25 protein-coding genes are annotated in these 20,825 nt (G+C 64.7%); 12 read left to right on the plus strand and 13 right to left on the minus strand.

Annotated elements, in window-relative coordinates:
• Nucleotides 1-17: 17 nt before the first annotated feature.
• The 4 genes from NP945_RS14900 to NP945_RS14915 all read right to left on the minus strand — a co-directional run bounded on the left by NP945_RS14900 (nucleotide 18) and on the right by NP945_RS14915 (nucleotide 3,362).
• Nucleotides 18-419 carry a VOC family protein gene (locus tag NP945_RS14900; RefSeq protein WP_256746767.1) on the minus strand — a complete coding sequence of 134 codons (402 nt, stop codon included), beginning with the start codon at nucleotides 417-419 and terminating at the stop codon, nucleotides 18-20.
• Between the two features lie 118 nt (nucleotides 420-537).
• Complete coding sequence (locus tag NP945_RS14905; protein WP_256746768.1) at nucleotides 538-1,323, minus strand: pseudouridine synthase; 786 nt, start codon at nucleotides 1,321-1,323, stop codon at nucleotides 538-540.
• A 133-nt stretch (nucleotides 1,324-1,456) separates the two neighbouring features.
• Nucleotides 1,457-1,900, minus strand: coding sequence for a cytidine deaminase (locus NP945_RS14910; RefSeq protein ID WP_164748890.1), 444 nt, complete (start codon nucleotides 1,898-1,900; stop codon nucleotides 1,457-1,459).
• Nucleotides 1,901-1,982: 82 nt separating this feature from the next.
• A complete protein-coding gene (locus NP945_RS14915; protein ID WP_256746769.1) occupies nucleotides 1,983-3,362 on the minus strand; it encodes a sodium:solute symporter in 1,380 nt (459 codons plus the stop codon).
• 166 nt (nucleotides 3,363-3,528) lie between these two features.
• Here NP945_RS14915 and NP945_RS14920 point away from each other — a divergent pair, with 166 nt between their 5' ends.
• The 3 genes from NP945_RS14920 to NP945_RS14930 all read left to right on the plus strand — a co-directional run bounded on the left by NP945_RS14920 (nucleotide 3,529) and on the right by NP945_RS14930 (nucleotide 6,069).
• The gene (locus tag NP945_RS14920; protein WP_256746770.1) at nucleotides 3,529-4,737 is read left to right on the plus strand and encodes an adenosylhomocysteinase; all 1,209 of its coding nucleotides are present in this window, start codon (nucleotides 3,529-3,531) and stop codon (nucleotides 4,735-4,737) included.
• Nucleotides 4,738-4,840: 103 nt separating this feature from the next.
• Entirely contained in the window at nucleotides 4,841-5,626 is a 786-nt protein-coding gene (locus tag NP945_RS14925; RefSeq protein WP_127267210.1) for an IclR family transcriptional regulator, read from the plus strand.
• On the plus strand, nucleotides 5,623-6,069 hold the full coding sequence (locus NP945_RS14930; RefSeq protein ID WP_256746771.1) for an SRPBCC domain-containing protein: 447 nt from the start codon (nucleotides 5,623-5,625) through the stop codon (nucleotides 6,067-6,069). The genes NP945_RS14925 and NP945_RS14930 overlap by 4 nt, the downstream gene beginning before the upstream one ends.
• Nucleotides 6,070-6,107: 38 nt before the next feature.
• Here the strand turns inward: NP945_RS14930 and NP945_RS14935 are convergent, their stop codons facing one another.
• On the minus strand, nucleotides 6,108-6,941 hold the full coding sequence (locus tag NP945_RS14935) for a helix-turn-helix transcriptional regulator (protein WP_256746772.1): 834 nt from the start codon (nucleotides 6,939-6,941) through the stop codon (nucleotides 6,108-6,110).
• A 90-nt stretch (nucleotides 6,942-7,031) separates the two neighbouring features.
• Between NP945_RS14935 and NP945_RS14940 the strand changes: the two genes are divergently transcribed.
• A complete protein-coding gene (locus NP945_RS14940) occupies nucleotides 7,032-7,922 on the plus strand; it encodes an SDR family oxidoreductase (RefSeq protein ID WP_256746773.1) in 891 nt (296 codons plus the stop codon).
• A gap of 80 nt (nucleotides 7,923-8,002) precedes the next feature.
• On the opposite strand, the gene NP945_RS14945 is transcribed toward NP945_RS14940, so the two are convergent.
• From NP945_RS14945 to NP945_RS14955, 3 genes are read right to left on the minus strand one after another with little or no spacing between them, the layout of a single operon-like run.
• Complete coding sequence (locus tag NP945_RS14945) at nucleotides 8,003-8,701, minus strand: RibD family protein (RefSeq protein WP_256747042.1); 699 nt, start codon at nucleotides 8,699-8,701, stop codon at nucleotides 8,003-8,005.
• A gap of 5 nt (nucleotides 8,702-8,706) precedes the next feature.
• On the minus strand, nucleotides 8,707-9,108 hold the full coding sequence (locus NP945_RS14950; protein WP_127322197.1) for a type II toxin-antitoxin system HicB family antitoxin: 402 nt from the start codon (nucleotides 9,106-9,108) through the stop codon (nucleotides 8,707-8,709).
• A gap of 5 nt (nucleotides 9,109-9,113) precedes the next feature.
• Complete coding sequence (locus tag NP945_RS14955) at nucleotides 9,114-9,302, minus strand: type II toxin-antitoxin system HicA family toxin (RefSeq protein ID WP_127326556.1); 189 nt, start codon at nucleotides 9,300-9,302, stop codon at nucleotides 9,114-9,116.
• 366 nt (nucleotides 9,303-9,668) lie between these two features.
• On the opposite strand from NP945_RS14955, the gene NP945_RS14960 reads away from it, so the two are divergent.
• The 4 genes from NP945_RS14960 to NP945_RS14975 all read left to right on the plus strand — a co-directional run bounded on the left by NP945_RS14960 (nucleotide 9,669) and on the right by NP945_RS14975 (nucleotide 13,595).
• Nucleotides 9,669-10,616: a substrate-binding domain-containing protein gene (locus NP945_RS14960; RefSeq protein ID WP_013530574.1), complete on the plus strand. Its 948-nt coding sequence runs from the start codon at nucleotides 9,669-9,671 to the stop codon at nucleotides 10,614-10,616.
• 122 nt (nucleotides 10,617-10,738) lie between these two features.
• Nucleotides 10,739-12,307, plus strand: coding sequence for a sugar ABC transporter ATP-binding protein (locus NP945_RS14965; protein ID WP_256746774.1), 1,569 nt, complete (start codon nucleotides 10,739-10,741; stop codon nucleotides 12,305-12,307).
• Nucleotides 12,304-13,320 carry an ABC transporter permease gene (locus tag NP945_RS14970; protein WP_027035281.1) on the plus strand — a complete coding sequence of 339 codons (1,017 nt, stop codon included), beginning with the start codon at nucleotides 12,304-12,306 and terminating at the stop codon, nucleotides 13,318-13,320. Before NP945_RS14965 ends, NP945_RS14970 begins: the two co-directional genes overlap by 4 nt.
• Nucleotides 13,321-13,430: 110 nt before the next feature.
• Nucleotides 13,431-13,595, plus strand: coding sequence for a hypothetical protein (locus tag NP945_RS14975; RefSeq protein ID WP_164748889.1), 165 nt, complete (start codon nucleotides 13,431-13,433; stop codon nucleotides 13,593-13,595).
• Between the two features lie 276 nt (nucleotides 13,596-13,871).
• On the opposite strand, the gene NP945_RS14980 is transcribed toward NP945_RS14975, so the two are convergent.
• A complete protein-coding gene (locus NP945_RS14980) occupies nucleotides 13,872-14,240 on the minus strand; it encodes a hypothetical protein (RefSeq protein WP_256746775.1) in 369 nt (122 codons plus the stop codon).
• A gap of 188 nt (nucleotides 14,241-14,428) precedes the next feature.
• On the opposite strand from NP945_RS14980, the gene NP945_RS14985 reads away from it, so the two are divergent.
• A complete protein-coding gene (locus tag NP945_RS14985) occupies nucleotides 14,429-14,731 on the plus strand; it encodes a hypothetical protein (RefSeq protein ID WP_127383501.1) in 303 nt (100 codons plus the stop codon).
• Nucleotides 14,732-14,802: 71 nt separating this feature from the next.
• Here the strand turns inward: NP945_RS14985 and NP945_RS14990 are convergent, their stop codons facing one another.
• Entirely contained in the window at nucleotides 14,803-15,507 is a 705-nt protein-coding gene (locus tag NP945_RS14990; protein WP_127268739.1) for a helix-turn-helix transcriptional regulator, read from the minus strand.
• Between the two features lie 203 nt (nucleotides 15,508-15,710).
• Between NP945_RS14990 and NP945_RS14995 the strand changes: the two genes are divergently transcribed.
• Together NP945_RS14995 and NP945_RS15000 are read left to right on the plus strand one after the other, a co-directional pair.
• Nucleotides 15,711-15,977, plus strand: a complete 267-nt coding sequence (locus NP945_RS14995) for a hypothetical protein (protein ID WP_256746776.1) — start codon at nucleotides 15,711-15,713, stop codon at nucleotides 15,975-15,977.
• Nucleotides 15,978-16,090: 113 nt separating this feature from the next.
• Nucleotides 16,091-16,741, plus strand: a complete 651-nt coding sequence (locus tag NP945_RS15000; protein ID WP_256746777.1) for a GcrA cell cycle regulator — start codon at nucleotides 16,091-16,093, stop codon at nucleotides 16,739-16,741.
• Nucleotides 16,742-16,990: 249 nt separating this feature from the next.
• Here the strand turns inward: NP945_RS15000 and NP945_RS15005 are convergent, their stop codons facing one another.
• Nucleotides 16,991-17,299, minus strand: coding sequence for a DUF982 domain-containing protein (locus NP945_RS15005; protein ID WP_256747043.1), 309 nt, complete (start codon nucleotides 17,297-17,299; stop codon nucleotides 16,991-16,993).
• Between the two features lie 108 nt (nucleotides 17,300-17,407).
• Entirely contained in the window at nucleotides 17,408-17,689 is a 282-nt protein-coding gene (locus NP945_RS15010) for a DUF982 domain-containing protein (RefSeq protein WP_256746778.1), read from the minus strand.
• Nucleotides 17,690-17,934: 245 nt separating this feature from the next.
• Here NP945_RS15010 and NP945_RS15015 point away from each other — a divergent pair, with 245 nt between their 5' ends.
• Nucleotides 17,935-18,528, plus strand: a complete 594-nt coding sequence (locus NP945_RS15015) for a DUF6456 domain-containing protein (RefSeq protein ID WP_127268743.1) — start codon at nucleotides 17,935-17,937, stop codon at nucleotides 18,526-18,528.
• Nucleotides 18,529-18,638: 110 nt separating this feature from the next.
• Here the strand turns inward: NP945_RS15015 and NP945_RS15020 are convergent, their stop codons facing one another.
• Nucleotides 18,639-20,663, minus strand: coding sequence for an acyltransferase family protein (locus NP945_RS15020; protein WP_256746779.1), 2,025 nt, complete (start codon nucleotides 20,661-20,663; stop codon nucleotides 18,639-18,641).
• Nucleotides 20,664-20,825 lie beyond the last annotated feature (162 nt).

Below are 20,825 nucleotides of genomic sequence, written 5' to 3' on the forward strand. Positions count from 1 at the left end.
GCGGCGCCGCTTCCGCCCTACCTGTCGAATTTCTTGATCGCTTCGGCGGTCACCGGCGTGAAGAAATTCACCAGATTGCCATCGGGGTCGCGAAACAGCAGCGAGCGGTTGCCCCAGGGCATGGTGGTCGGCTTCTGCACAGTGATATTCCTGAGGAGGTCCGAGAGCCTGGCGAATTCAGCATCGACGTCGCCGACGCGGAACTCGAGGATGACGGTGTGGTTGTCGGCGGGGCGGGCGATGTCGCCGCCGAACAGCATCAAGGTGCGCGTGCTGCCAATCGCCAGCGTGCAGGCCGGTGTCGCCAGTTCCGCGAAGTCTTCCGTGTAGACCGTCACGGGCATGCCCGTGATCTCGCCGTAGAAGCGCACGAGGCGCTGAACGTCCGAAGTGATGATGCGGACAGAGACGAAATTCATTGCTTTGGCTCCTGATCGTTGAAGCCGTGGCCGGCTCCCATCCGACCTATAGGCTAGGCCTCCTGACAGCTTTCCGTCAGGACGGATTGCTGTGAGCCTGCACCAGCGCACGCGCTGCTTACCCCGTCAGCAGCGCCAGTTCCTCCGGTGTCAAATGCCGTGCCGTGCCCTTGGCGAGGTCGCCGAGCGGCAGGCGGCCGATGGCGATGCGGATGAGGCGCAGGACCTCGACGCCGTGCGCGGTGAGCAGGCGACGGATGTGGCGGTTGCGGCCTTCGTCGAGCACGATCTCCAGCCAGGCGGTGCGGCCGCCGCTGCGCAAAAGTTCGATCGAATTCGTGGTCAGGATCTCGCCGTCGACGCTCACGCCCGCGCGCAAGGTCTTCAACATCGCCGCGTCCGGCACCGTGCCGATCTGCACGTGATAGGTCTTGGGCAAATGCGAAGCCGGGTCCATCAGCCGGTTGGCAAACCGGGTGTCGTTGGTCATCAGCAGCAGGCCTTCGCTGGCCTTGTCGAGGCGGCCGACCGGGGAGACGAAGGGCAGGTCGAGCCCCTCGATGCAGGCATAGACGGTGTCGCGCTGCTGCGGGTCGTCGCGGGTGGTGACCAGCCCGCGCGGCTTGTTGAGCATGAGATAGACCTTGCGCTCGGCAACCACCGGCCTGTCGTCGACGACGATGCGGTCGCGGTCGAGGTCGACGCGCAGGGCTGCATTGCGCACCACCTTGCCGCCGATGCGCACACGGCCTTCGGCGATCAGCACCTCGGCCTGCGTGCGCGAGCACAGGCCGAGCTTCGACAGCGCCCGGTTGAGACTGACGCCCAATAGCTTGCTGGTGTGTAGTTTGCCGGCGGGTGGCTTGCCGTTAGGCGGTTTTCCGGCGGGTGGTCGTGCTGCCATGCTGCGGATCGTCCGTTGTGACAGACAGATGCCACGGGGGGTGACGGCTTCGCAAGCTGGATGCGGCGAGGGCCGGCAACCCGAGGCCAAGCTCGATCCAGGTCCGCCGCGCATTGGAAGCCGATCGGCGGTTTCAGAATTTGCGCGGGTCGATACCTTTGGTGCCCGGTCCGTAGGGGCTCGGATAGATCTCGCCGATGGTCATCAGTTCGATCTCGCCATCGAGGGTGGAGCCGATGATCTTCACGTCGGGATCATCGCAGCAGAATTCCCAGATCACTTGCCGGCATTCCGCGCACGGCACGCCCGAATAGGGGCCGTGGCAGACGATGGCCTCGATCTGCCGCTCGCCCGCCGCAGCCATCTGCATCACCGCGTTGCGCTCGGCATGCACCGATTGCTGCAAGGTGACGATCTCGACATTGCAGGCGGCGAACAGCCGGCCAGATGAGGTGCGCACGGCCGAGCCGACCTTGTGGTTGGAGTAGGGCGTGTAGGCCTTGTCGCGCGCTTGCGCGGCGGCTGTGACAAGTGCCTGGTCGGCACTCGAAAGCTTGTCGAAGCTGGTCTTCTTCATCGGTCTCTCCACATCCATGCCCCATCCCGCACTGATTCAGGATGGAGCGCTATCTCTTTGCTTTCTTGCGACCTTTCCTGGCTCAAGCGTCCTGCCGCTCCGGCCGTGTAACGAGCCCGGCGGCGAACGGGACGACCGAAAGGAAGAAGCCTACCAGCGAGGCTGGAATGCCGCCGGGTTCGCCCATCAGCACGAGGATGGCGGTCGAGCCGGCGCCCAGCACGATGGTCGCCAACATCGACCAGGAGGGAATGCGCCAGCCGAACGTGGCCGATAGCACGGGCAGCAGCAGGCCCGGCACATAGACGGAGAAGCCGAGCATCAGGATGGTGACGATGCCGGGCACGCTGAGCGCCACCACCAGCGCCACCAGGCCGAGCACGAGCAGCAGGATGCGGCTGGTCCACAGCCTTTCCCTGTCGCTGGCGTCGGGGCGCAGCCGCGAGATCACGTCGCGCTGCAGGGTGGTGGCGGTGATCAGCAATGTCGTGCTGGCCGTCGACATCGCCACCGCCAGGAAGGCGGCCACCAGCACGCCGATGATGCCATGCGGCAAAAGCTGCACCATCAGGTCCGGCATGGCGTTGACCGGGTTGGTGCCGGACGGCAGCAGCGCCTTGGCTGCGACGCCGAGGAAGGTGAGGATGACGCCGAACACGGCCATGATGACGAAGCCGTTGATCAGGCCCTTGCGCGCCGTCTCCGGCGAGTTGGCGGAAAAGACGCGCTGGAAGCCGATCGTGTCGATGAAGCCGGCGGGCAACAGCAGGAACCACACGAATAGCGTCGCAGGCGGCACGTTGGCGAACAGATTGTAAAAGCCGGGAATGTCCCTGGTCGCCTCATAAACATGCGAGACGCCCCGTCCGAAGATGACGAACAACGGCGCCACCACGCCGATGACGACCAGGAAGATGACCGCCTGCAGCACGTCGGTCGCCACCACAGCGAGGAAGCCACCCAGCATGGTATAGACGATGACGACGAGGAAGGCGACGATGGCGCCGGTGGTCGGGTCCATCCCCGAAAACAGCGTGAACACCATCGAGATGCCGAACACCTGCGCGGCCGCCCACGCGAGGTAATTCCAGCTGGTGACCAGCGAGGCGGCGACCCGCACCGAACCCGGGTAGTCCTGCGCGACGATGTCGGGCGTCGTCACATGCATGCGCTGGCGCACGATCTTGGCCAGGAAGATGCCCATCAGCAACAGTCCGATCGGGAAGGTGAACCACCACCATGTGCCCGAAATGCCGTAGCGGACCACCATTTCAGGCGTGCCGAACAGGCCGGCAAGCCCGGTCCACGAGGCGAAGGCCGAAATGGTCAGCCACAGCGGCCCCATGCGCCGGCCGGCGACGATGTAGTCTTCCTCGGTCTTGATCGAGCGGGCGAAGAACAGCCCGATTGCGGTGACCGCCACGAGATATACGGCGACAACCGCGATATCCAGATTTCCCATTTTCTACCCCTTCAGGTGCAAAGCCAAATGCCGCGCCACGCCTTGGTGCGGCGCCGTTCTGTCCGTTGCCCCTTTTCGGTGGGGCTTGACGACCCTCTGCAAGATTTGTCACATGCAAAAAACTTTTTTGCAAGTGCTGAATATGAACCATGATCGGAGACTGCGAATGACCCAGGCGAAGGCAAATCTGGCAAACCCGGAACTGGTCGAACGCGGCCGCGCCCGTATCGCCTGGATCCGTTCGCGCATGGCGATGCTCGCCACCCTGCGCTCGGAGTTCCGCGAAACCCAACCCTTCGCCGGCCGGCGCATCGGCGTGTCGCTGCATGTCGAGCCGAAGACTGCGGTGCTGCTCGAGGTGCTCGCCGAAGGCGGGGCCGAGATCGTCGGCACCGGCAATCATGGCTCGACGCAGGACGATGTCGTCGCCTTCCTGCAAAGCCAGGGCATCGGCGTGTTCGGCAGCCGCGCCGACACGCTGGCCGACCATCACGCCAATCTGGCGCGGGTACTGGATGCCAAGCCCGACATGCTGCTCGACAATGGCGCCGACCTTGCCGCCGGCATCATCGAACGCGGCTGGGCGGCCTCCATTCTCGGCGGCACCGAGGAGACGACGTCCGGCGGCTACCGGCTGCGCGGCGAACTGGCCGGCAAGGTGCCGTTTCCGTCGATCGTCATCAACGACAGCCCACTGAAGGCGATCGGCGAGAACAAGCACGCGGTCGGCCAGTCGGTTGTCGAAAGCTTCATGCGCATCACCAATCTGATGATCCCCGGCCGGCGCTTCTGCGTTATCGGCTATGGCTGGTGCGGGCGCGGCATCGCGCAGTACCTGCGGGCGCTGGGCGGTCGCGTGGCGGTCGTCGAGGTCGACGAGATCAAGGCGCTGGAAGCCGCCCTCGACGGCTACCGGGTGGCGCCGCTGGCGGATCTGGCACCATGGGCGCAGGTGTTCATCACCGCCGCGGGACGCGCCGGCGTGCTGCCGGCCAGCGCGATTGCCGCCATGCAAGATGGTGCGGTGCTTGCCAACTCAGGGCATTTTCCGTGGGAGATCGACACCGAGGGCATGCGTGCCATGACGACCGGTAGCACCGATCTCGACGGCACCTTGCAGCGTCTCGACCTTGCCAATGGCCGGCATGTCATCCTGGTCGCCGACGGGCGCATGTTCAACCTTGCCGGCAGCGAACCGAAGGGCAATTCGATCGAATCCATGGACATCGGCTTCATGCTGCAGGCGCTGTCGCTGGAGCGGGTGGTGAAGGGCGCTACCGGCGAAAGACCGGCGCCAGGCGCGCAGCCGGTGCCCGACGACATCAACCGACGCATCGCCAGGCTGATGATGGCTACGATGGGGGCTGCCTTGTAACTATAATAGCTCCTGATTCTATCTCTCTGTTTTGACGCAATTCCTGCCGGAAACCGTTTCACACTTTTCCTGGAATTGCTTGGTCCGGGAAGGATTGTGGGGCATGGCTGGCAAGACTGCGGAAGCGCCGGACTATTCGGTACCGGCCCTGGAAAAGGCGTTCGACGTCATCGAGCTCTTGGCTGAGCAGAAGGACGGGCTGAACCAGGGCCAGATTGCCGAGGCGGTCGGCCGCTCGATCCACCAGATCTACCGCGTGCTGCAGGCGCTGGAACGGCGCGGCTATATCTTTCGCGATCGCCCGGCCGGGCTCTATTTCCTGTCGACCCGCATGTTCGAGCTGGCGCACCGGCATGAGCCGCTGCGCGGCCTCGTCCAGGCAGCGCTGCCGTCGATGCGGCGGCTGTCCGACTCCATCCAGCAGTCCTGCAATCTCGGCGTCCACAATGCCGGAAGGGTACTGATCCTGGCGCAAGTGGAAAGCCCGGCGGCCTTCGGCTTCCGCGTCCGCGTCGGCGCCGAGTTCCCGCTGTTTGCCACCGCCACGGGCCGCACGCTGATGGCGTTCCAGCCGCAGGATAGAGTCAACCAATGGCTGCAAGTCTCTGGTGTTCTTGACGAAAAGGCCGAGGTGGAGCGTGCGCTTGGCCGCATCCGTACCGCCGGCCATGAAGAGGTGGCGGACGGGCTGCAGCCGGGTGTCATCGATCTTGCCTTTCCGGTCATCGGGCCGTTCGGCCACTCCGTCGCCGCGCTGACCGTGCCCTATGTGGCGACCACCTACAGCATGCTCGACCTTGCCACCGTGCGCCACCATGCCGCGCAGGCGGCGCAGGAGATCCGGCTGGTGCTGGCGCCCGAGCCATTAGGCCAAAGCGAGGCCTCGTGACCGCTTCGTTCGCGCCGATAACCAAGACCGTCGTCATCGGTGCCGAGCCGGCCAAGGTCTGGCGGATACTGACGACGCCAGAAATGATCCCGCAATGGATGTCCGACGAGGAGTTGACCGTCAGCCTGCAAGGACAGGCCGGCGGCGCGATCGTGATGCGCGGATTGCTGCACGGAATGCCGTTCGAGAACCATGGCACCATCCGCGCTTTTGAGCCGGGAAGGAGCTTCGCCTACAGCTACTGGAGCACGTTGTCGGCCCCGCGTCTGGCGGACGTGCCCGAAAACCACACGGTGGTCAGCTTCGATCTGGCGCCAGCGGATGAGGGAACGCTGCTGACGCTGACGCTCAGCGATTTTGCCGAACCGGCGATCCGCCCGCATGCCAATCTCTACTGGGGGCCGACCTTGCAGATTCTGAAAGCGGTCTGCGAGCGCGCTTGAGGGCGGGAGTCATTCCCCGCGGACGGGTTATCAGGCCCTTACTCTTTGGGGTGTTGGGCGAGAGCCAGCGCGCGAATACGGTCGGCGACGGCGCTGTCGACCGGGTTGTAGACGGTCAGGCTCAAATCCGGCCGGCCGTCGACCGCGAAGCCCGAATATTCCAGTTCGATATCGCCGAGTTCCGGATGCTTCAGGCGCTTTGTCCCGTCGCCGTGGCTGAGCACGTCGTTTGCCCGCCACAGGGCGGCAAACTCGGGGCTGGCGCTGCAAAGCTCGTCGACGAGTTCGCGCACCTCGGAGACAGCGCCGGCGCGTGCCGCATCGGCACGGAACGAGCCCACCACGAAACGAGCGAGGTTTTGCCAGTCGTGCTGCCTGGCGCGGATATGGGGACTGAGGAACATGAAGCGCAGGATGTTGCGCTCGCCCTCGGGCAGGGCGCTGTAGTCGGTCAGCACGACCCGCGCGGCGCGGTTCCAGGCAACGACATCCCAGGTGGCGGTCCTGACTATGGCGGGGCTGGCATCGAGCGTGTCGATGAGGCGCTGCAGCCGCGGGCTGACGCCCTCGGCACCGGTGTAGCGGACCTCGGGCGGGCGCCCCAACCCGAGCATGAAAAGATGTTCACGCTCCGCCTCGGTCAGCAGCAGCCCCTTGGCGATGCGATTGAGGACATCGGCCGAGGGCGCACCGCCGCGGCCCTGTTCCAGCCATGTGTACCAGGTCGGGCTGATGTTGGCGCGCTGGGCGACCTCTTCCCGGCGCAGTCCCGGCGTGCGTCGGCGGCCCGAAAAGCCGAAGGACGCCGGATCGAGCCGCGTGCGCCGGTCTTTGAGGAACGCTGCCAGCGAGCCGGCGGAACTGGAGGACATCCTGTTAGCCATTATACCATGATAAGATCACTACTTTAATAGAATAATAGACCAGCAATATTACGCAGGCAACTGTGCAGGAGATTTTGTATGCGTATCTTTCTCACCGGCGCGACCGGTTTCATCGGTTCGGCGATCGTTCCCGAACTCATCAAGGCGGGCCACCAGGTGGTCGGCGTGACCCGCTCCGACGCCGGCGCCGAGGCGCTGGTCGCGGCAGGCGCCGAGGTGCATCGGGGCACCCTCGAAGATCCCGAGGGGCTGCGCGACGGCGCGGCCAAGGCGGATGCTGTGATCCACACGGCGTTCGACCACGATTTTTCGCGGTTTGCCGAAAATTGCGAAAAGGACAAGCGCGTCATCGCCGCACTCGGCGCCGCCCTGGCCGGCTCCGACCGGCCGCTGGTGATCACCTCCGGCGTCGGCATGGGCAGCCCTGGGCATGGCGAACTGGCGATTGAGGACGTCTTCAATGCCAGCCACCCCAATCCGCGCATAGCCTCCGAGCTGGCCGGCAATGCGCTTCTGGAAAACGGCATCAATCTGTCGGTGGTGCGGCTGCCGCAGGTCCACAATCCGGTCAAGCAAGGGCTTATCTCGCCGCTCATCGAGATCGCGCGTGAAAGGGGCGTCTCGGCCTATGTCGGCGAGGGCCGCAACCGCTTCTCCGCGGGCCATCTCCTCGATGCGGCGCGGCTTTACCGGCTGGCCGTGGAAAAGCGGCAACCGGGAGCACGCTATCACGCGGTCGGCGAGGAAGGCGTCGAGGTGCGGGCCATCGCCGAGGCGCTTGGCCGGGGCCTGAAATTGCCGGTCGTCTCCATCGCGCCGGAAAGAGCGGCGGAGCATTTCGGCTGGATGGCAATGTTCGCGCCGATGGATCTGCCGGCCTCCAGCGCGCTGACACAGGCACGGCTGGGCTGGCACCCGACCGGCCCGACGCTGATCGCCGATCTCGATGCCATGCAATACGCCGTTTGACCGGCTGAAGCGTCGGCGCAGAAGCGGGCCGCCAATCCGGGATAGCCGGGTTGGCGGTCATTTCCGTTCAGCGAGCAACGTCAAGCAGGGGTGACGGCGTAGCGCAGATGGACGAGCCCATGCGCCAAGGCCTCGCAGCTCATCAGGGACAACTGCATCTTGCCCGCCAGGCCGCTCTCGCCGAACTCGACGAAGGCCTGGTTTGCTGCGCGTCCATCGATCGCGGGCGCGACGAGAAGGCTCAGCTCATCGACGAGCCCGGCCGCAAGGAACGAACCGTTGATGCCGGCGCCGCCCTCAAGCAGCAGCCGGCTTATGCCGAGTTCGCTTCCGAGCACCTCGAGCACAGCCGCGAGATCGATGTCCGCCGCTTCCGACACGATATAGGACACGCCGTCGGCGGCGAGTTCGGCCAAATGGCTGTCGGCGACGTCGCGCCCAAGCAGCACCACGACGTGGTCGCCACCGATGTCGGGTTTGGAAAAGTGAAGCTTGCCCGAGGCATCGAGCGCCACGGCATAACTGCCCGCATCCCTTTGCGCGAAATGATAGGGCCGGTCGACCTTGCCGACATTGGCTGGTGGGTGCGCGGCGGCCTTGCTCATCTCGGCCATGGTGACGCGGCCGACGATCCAGGCGTCAGCCGCGAGATCACTGTGGATATGCTCGTAGAGGCTCGACCACTCCGCCCGGGTCCCGTCCGGACTTGTCGTGTAGCGGCTTGGATGAAGGCTGCCGTCGAGTGATGCGAGCATATGGCAGATGATTTGCGGCTTCATACGCGTCACGCCGCTTCCAGCGCCATCACTTTTTCAGCGGCCTTTGCGAGAAACCCGGATCGGGTATAGCCATGAGCTTCGGCAAAGGCATCGATCCTTTGGAGAATGTCGTCGGAAAGCGTCACGTTGATACGCACTGTTTTCCTGGTCTGGGTCTGGGCCGAGACCAGGATTGCAACACCGTCGCGATTATCGGCGTCCGCCATCACAGCCTCCAAACTGGAGGGTTCAGGAACAGCCCCGCCATCCTCGACCAACCCTTCGATGTGGAGGGCGAGGGCCTCTTCAGCCATGGACCGGGCGTCATCCAGATCCTTGCCGGCGGTAATCACGCCTGGGAAATCAGGGAAAGACACACCGAAGTCGCTGTCGGCATCCTTATGGATAAGTCCGATATACTGCTTCATGGCCGTCACCTCAGTTTCAGTCCAGATTGTTTTTCGATGCTGCGCAGGGTGCCTATTGGAATATCGCGCTTGGGATGAGGGACGGTGACCCGCCCAAGCCTGTCGCGGTGTTTGAATTGCGCATGACTGCCCCTTCGGGCAACTTCAACCCACCCATCAGCTTCCAACAGGCGGATAATGTCGGCGCTTTTCATGTGTATTTATACACATTTAATGGTGGCCTTTCAATAAGGAATATGGAGTCAGTCAACGCCAAATAGGCCGCAGGAGGCGAAGCGCCGTGTCTATTGTGCTGGGAAGCATGCCCACGATCCAAAAATCCGACAATTCCGATAATTTGCCGAACAGCGCTGTTATATCGAGGTTGCACAAATGGTTGACCCTGGGTTAGCATCCCCAGGCAGGCGTCGGTGGGAGGCTCTTTTTACAGCGGCGGCCAGCTGGAGCGGCATGCGTTTTCGGGCGCAGGGAGGATGCTCCAACACTTTGAACCGATGCATGATCCTTCCTGAAACCGATCCCGGTTTTCGGGGTCGTGCGTTTTTGTGGAGGAGGATCCCATGAACAGACGTGAATTCCTGCTGTCGTCCGCGGCTTTCGGCGCCATGATGGTCGCCGCGCCCTCGGTGTTTGCGCAGGACAAGCTCACCATCCTTGGCTCGGTGCCCAGTCTCGGCTTTCCGTTCTTCGTGCACATGCTGAACGAGATCAAGGCGGAAGCCGCCACGCAAGGCGTCAATTTGACCGAAAGCGACGGCCAGAACTCGGCCACCAAGCAGACCGCCGACATCGAGGCGGCCTTGGTGCAGAAGGTCAACGCCATTGTCATCTCGCCGCTCGACGTCAACGCGCTGGCGCCGGCCATCGAGGAAGCGGTCAAGGCCGGCGTTCCGGTGGTGACGATCGACCGCCGCGTCGACGGCGTCGAGGGCATCCTCGCCCATGTCGGCGCCGATAACGTCAAGGGCGGCGAGGCGGAAGCCAACGCCGTGGTGGCGGCGTTCCCCAACGGCGCCAAGCTGTTCCATCTGCAGGGCCAGCCCGGCGCCGGTCCGGCGATCGACCGCAACAAGGGCGTGCACAATGTGCTCGATCCCTTGAAGGACAAGTATCAGATCGTCTTCGAGCAGACCGCCAACTTCGCCCGCGCCGAGGCGCTGTCGGTGACCGAGGCCGGCCTTGCCGCCAACGGCAAGCCGGACGCCATCGTCTGCGCCAATGACGACATGGCGCTGGGCGCCATGGAGGCTTGTGCCGCGCGCAACTTCACCGACGTCAAGATCTACGGCTTCGATGCACTGCCGGAAGCGCTGGTCGCGGTGCGTGACGGCAAGCTTGCGGGCACCGTCGAGCAGTTTCCCGGCGAGCAGTCGCGCACCGCGGTGCGCATCGCGGTGGCCTTTGCCAAGGACAAGACCGAGCCGAAGGAGAAGCTGGTGCTGCTGACGCCGATCGTCATAGGCAAGGACAATCTCGACAAGGCGGAGCGGATTGGCGAGACGAAGTAGGGGTTTGGCGGGGATCGGCCGATTGGCAAAGCCGGCGGGACAGCGCTCCCCTCTGTCCTGCCGGACAGAGGGGGGCGTTCAAGCGCTGACAGGCGACATCAACTGCATGGAAGGAGCCACCCTTGCCGCCAGCCGCTGAAGCCGCATCGTCCGAACCCATCCTGCTTGCCGTCGAAGGCATCACCAAGCATTTCTCGGGCGTCACCGCGCTCAGCGACGTCTCGCTCGATATCCGCCCCGGCGAGATACTCGGCCTGCTCGGCGAAAACGGGGCCGGCAAGTCGACGCTCTTGAAAATCCTCTCGGGCGTCATGCCGCCGTCGGGCGGCCGCATCACTTTCGACGGTGCCGATTATCATCCATCCAGCCCGCAGGATGCCAAGCGGCTCGGCATCGTCACCATCTACCAGGAGCTCAGCCTGATCCCGACGCTGACGGTGGCGGAAAACATCTTTATCGGCCGCGCGCCGACCGGTCCGCTCGGGCTGGTCAGTTGGAGGCGGATGGAGCAGGACTCCCGCACGATCATCGCCCGCGTCGGTCTCTCCATCGATCCGATGACGCCGGTGTCGGCGCTGTCGGTGGCCGAACAGCAACTGGTCGAGATTGCCCGCGCCCTGTCGCTGAAAAGCCGGCTGATCATCATGGACGAACCGACCTCGGCGCTGACCGAGACCGAGGTGCAGCGGTTGCTCTCGATCATGGACCGGCTGCGCAAGGACAAGGTCGCCATCATGTTCGTCACCCACCGGCTGGAGGAAGCCTCCGCCATCTGCGACCGCATGACGGTGCTGCGCGATGGGCGGCTGGCCGGGCATCTCAACCGTGAGGGTGGACCGATCGCCCTGCCCAAAATCATCGAGAAGATGGTTGGCCGCGCGGCGTCCGAGCTCTATGCCCGGCCGGCGCAACGCGCGGTGGCCGGCGATGTCGTGCTGTCGGTGCGCGGCCTGCGCACCGTGCGCGATCCCGAAGCGCCGCACGCCATCGTGCTCGACGGCGTCGACATCGACCTCAAGGCCGGTGAAATCCTCGGCGTTGCCGGGCTTGTCGGGTCGGGCCGCACCGAGCTGGCGCGCGCCATCTTCGGCGCCGACCGTATCGCGGCCGGCACCATCACGCTCGATGGCAAGCCGATCGCCCCGGCATCGCCCGCAGACGCCATTGCGCTCGGCATCGGCCTGCTGCCGGAGGACCGCAAGCACCAGGCGATCTTTGCCGCGCTGGGCATCCTGCCGAATTTCTCCATCGCTTCGCTGGGCAGCTTCAGCAACGGTTTCGGCTTCATGGCCGAGCGGCGCGAGCGCGATGCGCTGTCCGGGTTTCGCAAAATGCTGTCGATCCGCATGGCTTCGGCCGAGCAGGCTATCGAAGGCCTGTCGGGCGGCAACCAGCAGAAGGTGATCCTGGCGCGCTGGCTGGCGCGCGATCCGAAAGTGCTGATCGTCGACGAGCCGACGCGCGGCGTCGATGTCGGCGCCAAGACCGAGGTGCACCAGATCCTGGTGCAGCTTGCGGCGCGCGGCATTGCGGTGATGATGATTTCGTCCGAGCTGCCCGAGGTGCTTGCAGTGTCGGACCGCATCGTCACCATGCGCCGGGGCCGCATCACCGGCCAGATGCCGGGCGTCGAGGCAAACGAGGAAAGACTGATGGAACTGATGGCACTCGACCGCAAGGAGACACTATGAGCGTGGCGGGGGAACAGGATCAGCGCGGCGGCATCAACTTCGCGCGGCTTTTGATGAGCTTCGGGCCGCTGCTGTTCCTGGTGGCGCTGATCATCGTCTTCACCGTGCTGAAGCCGAGCTTCATGGACCCGATCAACCTGTTCAACATCACAAGGCAGATCTCGATCACCGGGCTGATCGCGCTCGGCATGACCTTCGTCATCCTCACCGCCGGCATCGACCTGTCGGTCGGTTCGCTGCTCGCCTTCTGCGGTATGGTCGCCGCCGTGGTCGCCAAGGGTGGCTCCGCCAACACGCTGTCGCTGTCGACGAGCGGCACGCAAGGATTCGGCTGGTTCGCAGCACTCTTGGCCGCCGTCGTTGTGGGCGCTGCTGCCGGCGGGGTGCAAGGGCTTGTCATCACCCGGCTGAAAGTGCCGCCCTTCGTCGTTACGCTGGGCGGGCTGACGGTGTTTCGCGGGCTGACGCTGACCATCTCAAACGGCGGCCCGATCTCGGGCTTCGACGCCTCGATGCGCTGGTTCGGCACCGGGCTGATCGGCCCCGTGCCGGTGCCGGCGCTGATCTTCGCCGCGGCCGCCATCCTGTGCCATATCGTGCTGCGCTACACGCGCTACGGGCGCGCTGTCTACGCCGTCGGCGGCAATGCCGAGGCGGCAAGGCTGTCGGGCCTGCGCGTCGACCGTATTCTGGTCTCGGTTTATGTCATCGTCGGCTTCTTCGCCGGCCTCGCGGCCTTCGTGCTGTCGGCGCGGCTGAATTCCTCGGAAGCGGTCGCCGGTATCGGCTACGAGCTGACGGTCATTTCGGCCGTCGTCATCGGCGGCACCTCGCTGTTCGGCGGCATCGGCTCGGTCGGCGGTACGGTGGTCGGCGCGGCGCTCATCGGCGTGCTGCAGAACGGGCTGCAGTTCAACAACGTCTCGTCCTATACGCAAAGCATCGTCATCGGGCTCATCCTGATCCTGGCGGTGGCGTTCGACCGGTGGCTGAAATCGCGGGTGAGAAGGTGAGGGGGACGGTTGTCCCTTCTCCCACAAGGGGAGAAGGGGAGCCCCCTTTCTTGCAAAACAGCCGTCCTTTGCTAGAAAGGTTTTGGCGGGTGGCATCGTGAGAGAACCTCATGTTTGCCGATATCATCAGACCGATCACCTTAGGTTTTTCGCTGCTGCGGCGGTTCTGGCCGCAACTCATGGCACTCGTGCTGGCCGGCGTGCTGGTCGGCGATCTCCTCATGCAACTGGCGGCGAAGGTGGCGCTGGCCAATCACTTCGCCGGGCGCGGCTGACATAGGCGCGCGCCGGCTGGACCCGCCAGCGCCCGGCATTGATGACGGCATCGGACGGCAATTGCGGCGGGGCGTGGGCGGGCAGGGCGCCGAACGCACCCATCAGGCCGGCGACGAGCAGGGCGGCGGTGGTTCCCGCGCCGGCCGTTATCCAGGTTTGAAATTTTGGGCGGGCAGTCTTGAACATTCCAAACTATGCACGTCGACGATCAGCCACCCCTGCGCAGTCCAGAAAGAAAAAATTGCTGATGGAACCGCAAATGGCTGGGTCCAGCCTCACGCTGCTTCGCGCGCCCATAGAAGATGGCCATGGCGACGAAAATACCGTGCCACCAGCCGTTGTTGCTTGGCCCTGACCAGGTCGGGCAGGCGCCGCTCCTGGCGCCAGCGCGGTATGTTGCGCCAGCAGGCTATGAAGCGGGCGGCGTCCTCAATGGCCTCTTCCGCCGAGAGCGCCGGGCCAATCGCGGCCAGGAACAGCGCCTCCGACGGTTTCAACTCGTCGATCACTGCCTTGCGCCTGACGTGATCCTGACGGGCGTGGGCGATGCCGTTTCGGCGGATGGCTTCGAAGGCTTCAAGCAGGGCCAGGCTGTCGCCGGCGTAACCGCAGGAACGGGCAAAATCGGCGGCAAAAGCGTCCATTATCGCTCCCGGGTCTGATGCAGTGGGCAGGTTCGTGTCCGACTCACATTTTTATATATGTATGAAAGCATAACTCAAATTACACTAGAAGAAAACTTCGGGGAAAGTTTGAAAACTGCGACTCGACTCCCGGCTCAAAACGCAGGAATATGTGAACAAATCAGGAACAAAAAGGATGGGGAGGGGCGATGGCATTACCAGGCAAGGAGCCGACAATCGCGCATGTCGCCTCAATCTCGGTCGAGTGCGCCGATTGCGGCCGCAACAGGTGGTGGCGACCCGATCAGCTGAAGCGGTTCGGGGTGACGGGGAATACGCCGCTGTCCGCTCTGTCGGGCCGCATCGTCTGTTCGGCCTGCCGTGCCGACGGACTGCCGGGGGCGACGGTTACGATCCAGGCGGCGTTTGTCGACGAGCGCCAGCGCGTGCGCAGCGAAGCGCGGATGCTGAATGAGCGCGAGGTGCCGCTGGAGGGATCACGGCGGGCTTGAGTTTTGTCGAAGGAAGGGTGCCAGCGCTGGTTCTTCCTTCTCGCAGGGGGAGAAGGAAGAACGCCCCGTCCTCAATACCCCAGCAATTCCTTCAGCGGAATCACGCGCCAGACATGTTTGATGGCGTAGCGGTTGAAGGTCAGCGTCTTCGGCGGATTGTACTGCTCGACCACCAGCTCGCCCGCCGTGCGCTTGACCAGCTTCTTGATGAAGGCCTTGCCGTTGCGCTCGTTTTCTTCGGGGAAGGTCTCGATCACCACATGGTCGCCCGGTACGGCGTCGCGGCCGCCGCAATAGATCAGGTCGCCGGGCTCATAACGCGGCACCATGGAATCCGAGAGCACGTGCAGGGCGAACACCTTCGGCAGGTTGCGCACCCCCGGCGGGCGCTGGACGTAACCCGCCGGCTCGCCGTTGAAGGTGAAATCGCCATCGTCGCCGCCGACGGCCGCGCCCAGCACCTCGATATCCATCGACCCCGCGGGTAGCGGACCGGTATCGGTGACGATCTCCGCATCGGCGACCGGTCCGGCATCGTCGAGAAACACGACCTGCCCTTGACCTAGCGCCACCGGGTCGACGCGCAGGAAGGCGGCGGTCTTCAGGAGGTTCTCGGTCTTGGGCAGATTGCGGCCGGTTTCCCAATTGCCGACGGCGGCGACATCAGTGTCGTTGTGCTCGGCGATGTGGCGCATGACCAGGCCGCGCTGCTTGCGCGCCTTGCGGATCGCCGCCCCGACCTTGATCGACAGTTCCGTTCTTGCCATGGCGACCATGTGAGTGATGAAAGCGGCTCTCGTCTATGAAAGAATGACTTGCATAGATTTATAAGTTATGCTTATATACGGGTATGCAAAACCTGTCCACCTTTGATGGCGCAATCGCGCCGGCCCCGTGCGCGGTGTGCCCGGCGGCTGTCGCCCCCCTTTCATCCCGGCTGTCCTCCTCCCCGGCCAGGATGAAGCCCGAGGCTCGGTGCTTGACTGCACCAGCCCCGGGTCCGGTCCGCCCGTCTCCGGCGACCGGAACGGCCGGAGCCGCCGCTCCCAGCGGCTCCGGCCCCCAATCCTACGGGCATGGCGCCGGCGCTGTTTTTTCAGCTGGCCGCTCCTGCATCCGCACCGAGGACGGCACCGTCATCCTGTTCGACAGGCCAACGGGCAGGGCGGTTTCCGCCCTGGATAGAAACACGGCCGAGGCGCGGCTTCTGCACCTTGCCGGCGGGAAGTCTACCCAACCCGGCTGAGGCTGGTCGGCTGACAGCCGGCTCTTGAAAAACAACCTGACTGCGACCCGGCCACCGGGTCGAACCTTGACGCTGCCCGACGGCGCGCGGCCGAACTTTGGATGGAGCTGGATATGGCAAGCTATAGCGACGCGGAATTGCACGAGATCGGCCGCTGGCTGAAGGACGGGCTTTCAGCCTCCAGGATTGCAGTCGCGTTCAGCGCGTTGCGCGGCAGCCCGGTGTCGCGCGACGCCATCATCGGCATCGTGCACCGTAACGCCATGCTGGGCGCGATCGGTTTTGCCAATGGCAAGGGGCCGCCGCCGCGAGCCGGACAGGCGGTGGGCAAGCGCGCTGAAAGCAAGCGGGCGACTGGCGCCCCGGGGACTGCGACGCCTGTCGTCGGCAAGATGCATGGCGTGCTTGCCGCCAAGGACATCCCCGCGCGTGAAGTGGCCCGGCCCAGGCGCCATTCGTTCGTGCGCGAGGTAGGCGTTCTGATCGCCGACGGCGTAGCCTATCGCCTGAAGACGCCGGCGTCACCGCGCGCGGCCATTGGCCGGCAGCCGCATGGCGTGGCGATGCGTTTCATCGATTGCCTGTTTTCACGCTGCCGCGCGCCGCTGGATCTGACGGTGGAGGAGGATTCTGAAAACGATGCGCCAGGCAGCCGGCCGGGCGCCGACATGCTGTGCTGCGGCATGCGCACCAGGGCGCTGAAAAGCTATTGCACCTACCATCAGGCGCGCTTCCAGCGCCGCGTATTTGTGGCGACGGGGTGAGGCTTGGTCTCTTCTCCCCGTTCACGGGGAGAAGGTGCCGGCAGGCGGATGAGGGGCAGCGCTGACGAGGCAGGATTGAAAGCTGACATGAAATTCAAGCATCCGATTCAGATGCCATTTGCCGAAGCGCTGGCGCCGCCCCTCATTGCCCTGCCGGGCGTTCGCTGTTCGAAAAGCCAAGCAATTGGCTTTTCGTCCGCAGCGCGGACCACACCTCACCCCCGTGAACGGGGAGAAAGAAGCAAAATCTTATTTCGGCATTTGCCGGCCTTGCTTGGGCGTGCGGTTCTGCATGCTCCTTGCGTCCATCGCCATCGCCGGGTTGCCCTCGTCGACCAATATGCCGGTCACCCGGGCAAAGCCGGTAAACACCTTCATGGCGTCGGCTTCGGAAATCTGCGCGGCAATCGCCGCGCTGCAGGCGTTCAGCGCACTGCGGTAGACATGGCCGCGTCGCTCAAGCGGCCAACGCTGCAGAAAATCGGCGGCTTCGCTAACGCTGTCGATCTCTTCGATCTCATCCTCCACCCGCACTTTGAGCGGCACTCCGGTTTTCATCGTACCCACGGCGTTCACCTTCGCTTTGCGCGCGGCTCCAACTACCGCATCGATAAACGCGCCCCGCTGGCGGCCGGTTGCATCAATTTTTCGGCTGACGCGCGATCCTCATGGGCTAGCCACCGCGTTCAGCCAGTCATGGGCGCGGCTTTTGGGCCTGGCCACCAGTATGTTCTGTTGCTTGGCCGCCCTGGTGAAGGCGTCGAACGCAATGCGCTGGCAGCAGGTACCTTCGACGGCGAGCGTAACCAGCCGCGTCGCCTCGAGATAACCAGGTGCTGTCTTGTCGGGCCATTGGTGGCGCAATGCCTCGGCTGCGCCGGCCACCGAACTGACCAGCATGGTTTTGTTATCGCAAAAGCGCACGGTAACCGGCATGAAGGCTGTCATCGGCGAACCTCCCCTTGGCATGGACGCGACATAACGTCGAAAGCTCGCGCCGGTTCCATCAGCCTGGATGCCGGGCGGCAAGGATGCTGGCGCAGCGGCGAGGAGGCGACGACCTCCGATTCAACGAAGGCCAACCGAACGGCGGCTCTCTCCGCCCTGCCGACCATGTGGGGAGATGCCCAACTGCGCGAAGGATCGCCGCGCTTTGCCGTTCTCCATCATCCCGAGCCAACCAGGAGCCTCCCATGAGCAAAAGGACCAGACCCGTCAAACCGCAGGCGCCGAAATTGCCGAAGGGCGAGGCCGAGCAGGTGCGCATACGCCGCGAGATCGGCCATGATTTCGCGCTCAGGGATGACGCCTTCGGCCGCAAGCGGCTGGCGGCGGGCACGCTGGAGGCTGCTCGTGTCTACGAGGTGTCGAATGACGGCTACGCCGCCACCGGCGGCATCGTGCGGGTGCGCGCCATCGATGCGCTTATCGGCATCACCTCGCTGTCGCGCCAGCAGCGCGAGGCAGGTCTGCGCTACCGCGAGGATTTCCGCTGCAGCCAGCAGGCTGATGTCAAGCCGATGCGCTGGACCGAGCGCGTCGACGGCGGCCGCGATGGCGGCGGCATCGCCGACAGTGTGCTCGACGCCGGCAGGGCCTATGCCGCCGCCACAAGAGCGCTAGGCCATTGGGAGGTGGCCGCCGTGGTGCGACAAGTCTGCTGCGCGGACGGTTCCCTCAAGCGCCTGTCCGAGCAGACCGGCGAGGGCCGGAACGTGGTGACGAAGCTGCTGAAGGTGGGGCTGGATTTGTTGGCAGTGCATTACGGGATGATGATGAGGCGGTGAGGGGTGAAATGGATCCGACCGGCGATGCCTGCCGGATCGGTGATCAAGCCCGTTCCACAGATTCGCAAGATGTGATGAACAATGCGGACCGGGCGCAGATACCCAGGCGCCTAAAACAAGGCCCGCTCCAGCGGCCCCGCCAGTGTCTCGGCAAAGCCCGTCGCCAGATGGTGCCTGTCACGAAACGCCAGCTTGCCTGATATGACGACGTGGCAGGTGGTCGGGCCGCAGAATTGGTTGGTGAGGTCGATGTAGCGGGTGTCGGGCACGCTGGTCACCACGGCGCGCTCGGCGGCGGCGGTGCTATCGTTGGCGGCTTCGGCTCTTGGCGTGTCGCAGTGCGGCGAGGGTGCCTCGCGCCACCACAGGGTGCGCGCCACGCAGGAGCCGGCGAAGCTGGCGTTGATCGGCGTGTCGCGGATAACAGCCGTCTCGACACCGGCCCGGCTGAAGGCCTGCAAGGTCGAGCGCAAGCCGGCCTGCCAGCGCGCTACTTCAGCGGTGCGTTCGGCCGCGGGCAGGTCGCGGATCAGATTGCCGATGGAAAATTCGGAGATCACCACCAGGCGCGGCTTGTGGCGGATGATCTCTGATATGGCCTGCTCGCGCCAGGCGTCGCATTCGGTGTAGTCGCGCTTCAGCACCGTGTTGAAGGTGGAGAGCCGCGAGGCGCGGCACGATGATTTGAGATAGGTGATGATCTTTGTGTCGTTGCGCCTGGCTGCTTCGATCAGCGGCGTCGACCACTGGTCGGCGTGCGAATCGCCGAACAGCACGATGGTGCGGCTGGCATTGGCCGGGCCGAACATGCAGGGTTTCGGCGTCACCGTTTGGAAGTCGGCCAGGCAGTTCTTGTCGACGGCCCGCGCGATGGAAGGTCTTTCGACCGCCTGCTCGATGCCGCGCTGCTCGGGGCCGATATTGCGCGTGGCCAGATGCGCGTTGGCATAGGCGACCGCCACGCCGGTGCCGGTCAGCATCAGCGCGGGAACCAGCACAAGGCCGGGAAAAGCGCGAAGCGGTTTTGCGCCTGGAATGGCCTTGGGAAAGGCGCGGGCGCCCACCGCCATCCAGGCGCCGCGCCGCGCCGGGTCTTCGATCAAATGATAGGTGAGCACCGACAGGGCGAGCGCCAGCACGCCACAGCCAAGCCGCTGCGGCACGGAAAGCTCCGGCGCCAGCATCCCGGCATAGACGATGACCGGCCAATGCCAGAGATAGAGCGAATAGGAGAGCGTGCCGATCCATTGCAAGGGCGGCAGGGACAAAGCGGCGGCCGGGCCAAGGGCTTGCCAGCCGGTCCGCCTATTGGTCTGCGGCCCGCCGACGCCGCTCAGCAGCACCAGCACGGTGCCCGCCACCGGCAGCAACGCGTACCAGCCGGGGAAGGGCAGGTCCTCGCTCAACAGGAGATAGGCGGTCGCGATCAGCGCCAGGCCGAACCAGCCAAGTGCCGCCCGCAGCCAGATGCGATGCTGCAGCAACGCAATGGGGACCAGCGTCGCCAGGCCGCCGGCGGCGAACTCCCAGGCGCGCAGCGGCGAAAAATAGAAGGCCCAGGCCGGCGCCGCGCTGGTCAGCCACTGGCAGGCGGCGAAGGAGGCAAGACCGGCAACGCCGATCACGGCTGCGGCCGTTCGCCGGCCCGGCCGCAGCCAGGCCGCCAGCAGAAGCAGCGCCGGCCAGGCCAGATAGAACTGCTCCTCCACCGACAAAGACCAGAAGTGGATGAAGGGATTGCTGGTGGCGTCGGCGGCGAAATAGTCGAACGACCAGCGCAGCAGCCACAGATTGATGGCATAGGCGGAGGCGAACATGGCGCCGCGCGAATAGAGCGCCTGCTCCTGCGGCGCCAGGATGAAGTAGCCGGCGGCCAGCGTAACCAGGATGACGAATAAAGCTGCCGGCAGAAGCCGCCGCGCGCGCCTGGCATAGAAGCGCCAAAGGTCGAGCCGGCCGGTCTCGCCGATCTCCTGCATGAGATGGGTTGTTATCAGCCAGCCCGAGATGACGAAGAAGATGTCGACGCCGGCAAAGCCGCCGGGGAGCGCGGTGAGGCCGAAATGGTAGGCGACGACACCGCCGACGGCGAGCGCGCGCAATCCTTGTATGTCCGGCCGGAACGATGCTGCCACGACGGCTCCTTCGTGCAAGGCCCAGCCCCTGCGCAACGTCGGCCGGGCAGGCTGATATCGCAATGCAACAAATTTATCGCAGTGCAACATAGAGCAATTTTATCGCGGTGCAACATAGCAGGAAGGGAAATGGGCCGGCGCGCCGGCCGGGCTTGATCGTTG

Source organism: Mesorhizobium sp. LMG17149, assembly GCF_024518695.1.
Lineage (GTDB): Bacteria > Pseudomonadota > Alphaproteobacteria > Rhizobiales > Rhizobiaceae > Mesorhizobium.

Excerpts from the sequence above, each read along its gene's own strand:
- NP945_RS14970 (WP_027035281.1), top strand. The coding sequence starts at position 12,304 with ATGAGCGTGGCGGGGGAACAGGATCAGCGCGGCGGCATCAACTTCGCG.
- NP945_RS14955 (WP_127326556.1), bottom strand. The coding sequence starts at position 9,302 with ATGAAAAGCGCCGACATTATCCGCCTGTTGGAAGCTGATGGGTGGGTT.
- NP945_RS14915 (WP_256746769.1), bottom strand. The coding sequence starts at position 3,362 with ATGGGAAATCTGGATATCGCGGTTGTCGCCGTATATCTCGTGGCGGTC.
- NP945_RS15005 (WP_256747043.1), bottom strand. The coding sequence starts at position 17,299 with ATGAAAACCGGAGTGCCGCTCAAAGTGCGGGTGGAGGATGAGATCGAA.
- NP945_RS14975 (WP_164748889.1), top strand. The coding sequence starts at position 13,431 with ATGTTTGCCGATATCATCAGACCGATCACCTTAGGTTTTTCGCTGCTG.
- NP945_RS15015 (WP_127268743.1), top strand. The coding sequence starts at position 17,935 with ATGAGCAAAAGGACCAGACCCGTCAAACCGCAGGCGCCGAAATTGCCG.
- NP945_RS14950 (WP_127322197.1), bottom strand. The coding sequence starts at position 9,108 with ATGAAGCAGTATATCGGACTTATCCATAAGGATGCCGACAGCGACTTC.
- NP945_RS15000 (WP_256746777.1), top strand. The coding sequence starts at position 16,091 with ATGGCAAGCTATAGCGACGCGGAATTGCACGAGATCGGCCGCTGGCTG.
- NP945_RS14940 (WP_256746773.1), top strand. The coding sequence starts at position 7,032 with ATGCGTATCTTTCTCACCGGCGCGACCGGTTTCATCGGTTCGGCGATC.
- NP945_RS14925 (WP_127267210.1), top strand. The coding sequence starts at position 4,841 with ATGGCTGGCAAGACTGCGGAAGCGCCGGACTATTCGGTACCGGCCCTG.
- NP945_RS15010 (WP_256746778.1), bottom strand. The coding sequence starts at position 17,689 with ATGACAGCCTTCATGCCGGTTACCGTGCGCTTTTGCGATAACAAAACC.
- NP945_RS14985 (WP_127383501.1), top strand. The coding sequence starts at position 14,429 with ATGGCATTACCAGGCAAGGAGCCGACAATCGCGCATGTCGCCTCAATC.
- NP945_RS14980 (WP_256746775.1), bottom strand. The coding sequence starts at position 14,240 with ATGGACGCTTTTGCCGCCGATTTTGCCCGTTCCTGCGGTTACGCCGGC.
- NP945_RS14905 (WP_256746768.1), bottom strand. The coding sequence starts at position 1,323 with ATGGCAGCACGACCACCCGCCGGAAAACCGCCTAACGGCAAGCCACCC.
- NP945_RS14900 (WP_256746767.1), bottom strand. The coding sequence starts at position 419 with ATGAATTTCGTCTCTGTCCGCATCATCACTTCGGACGTTCAGCGCCTC.
- NP945_RS14920 (WP_256746770.1), top strand. The coding sequence starts at position 3,529 with ATGACCCAGGCGAAGGCAAATCTGGCAAACCCGGAACTGGTCGAACGC.
- NP945_RS14990 (WP_127268739.1), bottom strand. The coding sequence starts at position 15,507 with ATGGTCGCCATGGCAAGAACGGAACTGTCGATCAAGGTCGGGGCGGCG.
- NP945_RS14910 (WP_164748890.1), bottom strand. The coding sequence starts at position 1,900 with ATGAAGAAGACCAGCTTCGACAAGCTTTCGAGTGCCGACCAGGCACTT.
- NP945_RS14935 (WP_256746772.1), bottom strand. The coding sequence starts at position 6,941 with ATGTCCTCCAGTTCCGCCGGCTCGCTGGCAGCGTTCCTCAAAGACCGG.
- NP945_RS14945 (WP_256747042.1), bottom strand. The coding sequence starts at position 8,701 with ATGAAGCCGCAAATCATCTGCCATATGCTCGCATCACTCGACGGCAGC.
- NP945_RS14960 (WP_013530574.1), top strand. The coding sequence starts at position 9,669 with ATGAACAGACGTGAATTCCTGCTGTCGTCCGCGGCTTTCGGCGCCATG.